Raw genomic sequence first — 2,224 nt, 5'->3', positions numbered from 1 at the left:
GCGCACGTTGACCCCGGCGACGTGGTCGGCGGGCCCAGCGAGGCCGCACCGACGACAACGGAAATGGTCCCGGTCGGGCCGGTTGGCCCGCTCGGTGTGCCCGCAGCGCGGGCAGCGCTGCGAGGTGTAGGCCGCATCCACCTCCAGGAACGGCACCCCGGCCTTACGGGCCTTGTAGGCGAGGTGCTGTCCGAGCTGGTGGAACGGCCAGGAAGACAAGGTGCCCCGCTGGTCGCGGCGAAGCCGTACCCGCTCGCGGATCCCGCCGAGTTCCTCGACGGCGATCCCGCGACCGGTGCGTTGCGCGACGGACCGTCGCACACCCTGGGCGCACTTCGCACACTTTCACCCATCAGCGCGACCAACTGGCACGCACGAGCGCATTTCCGACCTACGCACGGACCCCAGGGCGCGGGAACTGCGCGAGCAACCCAAGACGGCCCGTACTCGCCGAAGTGGAGCACCAAGCACGGCGAGTGGTACAACCCGGACAAGCCCCCGCCCCGGCCGGCAGGCCTACCGTGGACCTCGCACAGCATCACGTACGACACCACGTCAATCCGAAGGGCCGGACCCCATGAAAGACACGCACGCCTTCTGGCTCGCCGGCCGCCAGGCCACAGGTGACACCACGTTCGAAGTCACGTCCCCCTGGGACGGCCACGTCGTCGGCACCGTGAGCGTGCCGAGCGACGCACAGGTCGACGAAGCCGTCGCCGCCGCGCACAGCGCCCGCGACGAGTTCGCCGCCACCCCGGCCCACCAACGCGCCGCCGCCCTCGACCACGTCTCCCGCCGCCTGAGAGAGCGAACCGAGGAGATCGCCCGCCTCATCTCCGCCGAGAACGGAAAGCCGCTCAAGTGGGCCCGCGGAGAAGTCGGCCGAGCCGTCTCCGTGTTCCGGTTCGCGGCCGAGGAGGCGCGCCGCTTCAACGGCGGAGAGGCCCAGCGCCTCGACAGCGACCCCGGCGGGCAAGGACGGCTCGCCATCACACGCCGCTTCCCCAAGGGCGCCGTCCTCGGCATCGCACCCTTCAACTTCCCCCTCAACCTCTGCGCCCACAAGATCGCCCCAGCCATCGCCGCCGGCGTCCCGATCATCCTGAAGCCCGCCCCCGCGACACCGCTGTCGGCCCTGATGATCGGCGAACTGCTCGCCGAAGCCGGGACCGAAGCGAAGAGCGAGCTGCCGCGCGGAGCGTGGAGCATCCTCCCGGTCGCCAACGACCGCATGCCCGCCCTCGTACAGGACGAGCGCCTGCCCGTCATCTCGTTCACCGGCTCCGAGCAGGTCGGCTTCTCGATCATGGACTCGGTGCCGCGCAAGCACTGCACCCTGGAACTGGGCGGGAACGGCGCGGCCGTCGTCCTGGCCGACTACGCCAGTGACGAGGACCTGGACTGGGCGGCGACCCGTATCGCCACGTTCTCCAACTACCAGGGCGGCCAGTCCTGCATCTCCGTCCAGCGAGTGATCGCCGACGCCTCTGTCTACGACCGGTTGGTGCCGCGTATCGTCGCGGCCGTCGAGGCTCAGGTGACCGGAGACCCCTCCGACGACGCGACCGACGTCGGCCCGCTGGTCAGCGAGGATGCCGCAAAGCGCGTAGAGGCGTGGGTCGACGAAGCGGTCGAGGCGGGAGCCAGGCTGCTGACCGGAGGAAAACGCGACGGGGCCTCGTACGCGCCGACCGTTCTCGCCGAGGTGCCGGCCGACGTCACCCTGTACTGCGAGGAGGTCTTCGGACCCGTCCTCACCCTGCAGAAGGTGGACGGCGAGGCCGCCGCCTTCGCCGCCGTCAACGACGCCAAGTACGGCCTCCAGGCAGGGGTGTTCACCCACGACCTGCAGACCGCCTTCCGCGCGCACCGTGCGCTGGAGGTCGGCGGCGTGATCATCGGCGACGTCCCCTCGTATCGCGCCGACCAGATGCCGTACGGCGGAGTGAAGCAGTCCGGAGTCGGGCGCGAGGGCGTGAAGTTCGCGATGGACGACTACACCTACGAACGGGTCATGGTGCTGACCGGGCTCAGCCTCTAGCTCCGGGGCACCTAGCTTGTGATAATCGTTTTCATGTAGGCTCGGGTCGTATCCCGGGATGAAGGGGCCCGGCACCGCTGCCTTCCGGATGCTGTTGGTTAATTCGGGCCTGTGCGTGACGTCGGCTCCCAAGACCTGGTTGTGGTCTTGGGAGCCGACGTTGTCGTATGGGGAGGGTGTCGA

At 69.5% G+C, this 2,224-nt stretch carries 2 protein-coding genes; one reads left to right on the top strand and one right to left on the bottom strand.

The features are described from left to right. Positions 1-321: zinc ribbon domain-containing protein (locus ABD357_RS29925; RefSeq protein WP_425585061.1), on the bottom strand; the 321-nt coding region annotated here is incomplete at its 3' end. A gap of 256 nt (positions 322-577) precedes the next feature. Here ABD357_RS29925 and ABD357_RS29920 point away from each other — a divergent pair. Beyond that, positions 578-2,041 carry an aldehyde dehydrogenase family protein gene (locus tag ABD357_RS29920; RefSeq protein WP_344394141.1) on the top strand — a complete coding sequence of 488 codons (1,464 nt, stop codon included), beginning with the start codon at positions 578-580 and terminating at the stop codon, positions 2,039-2,041. Positions 2,042-2,224 lie beyond the last annotated feature (183 nt).

Origin of the sequence: Streptomyces vastus (genome assembly GCF_039532825.1) — a bacterium.
GTDB classification, from domain to species: domain Bacteria; phylum Actinomycetota; class Actinomycetes; order Streptomycetales; family Streptomycetaceae; genus Streptomyces; species Streptomyces vastus.
The sequence above is the reverse complement of the archived record's forward strand: the minus strand, read 5'-3'. Positions and strand labels throughout refer to the sequence as shown.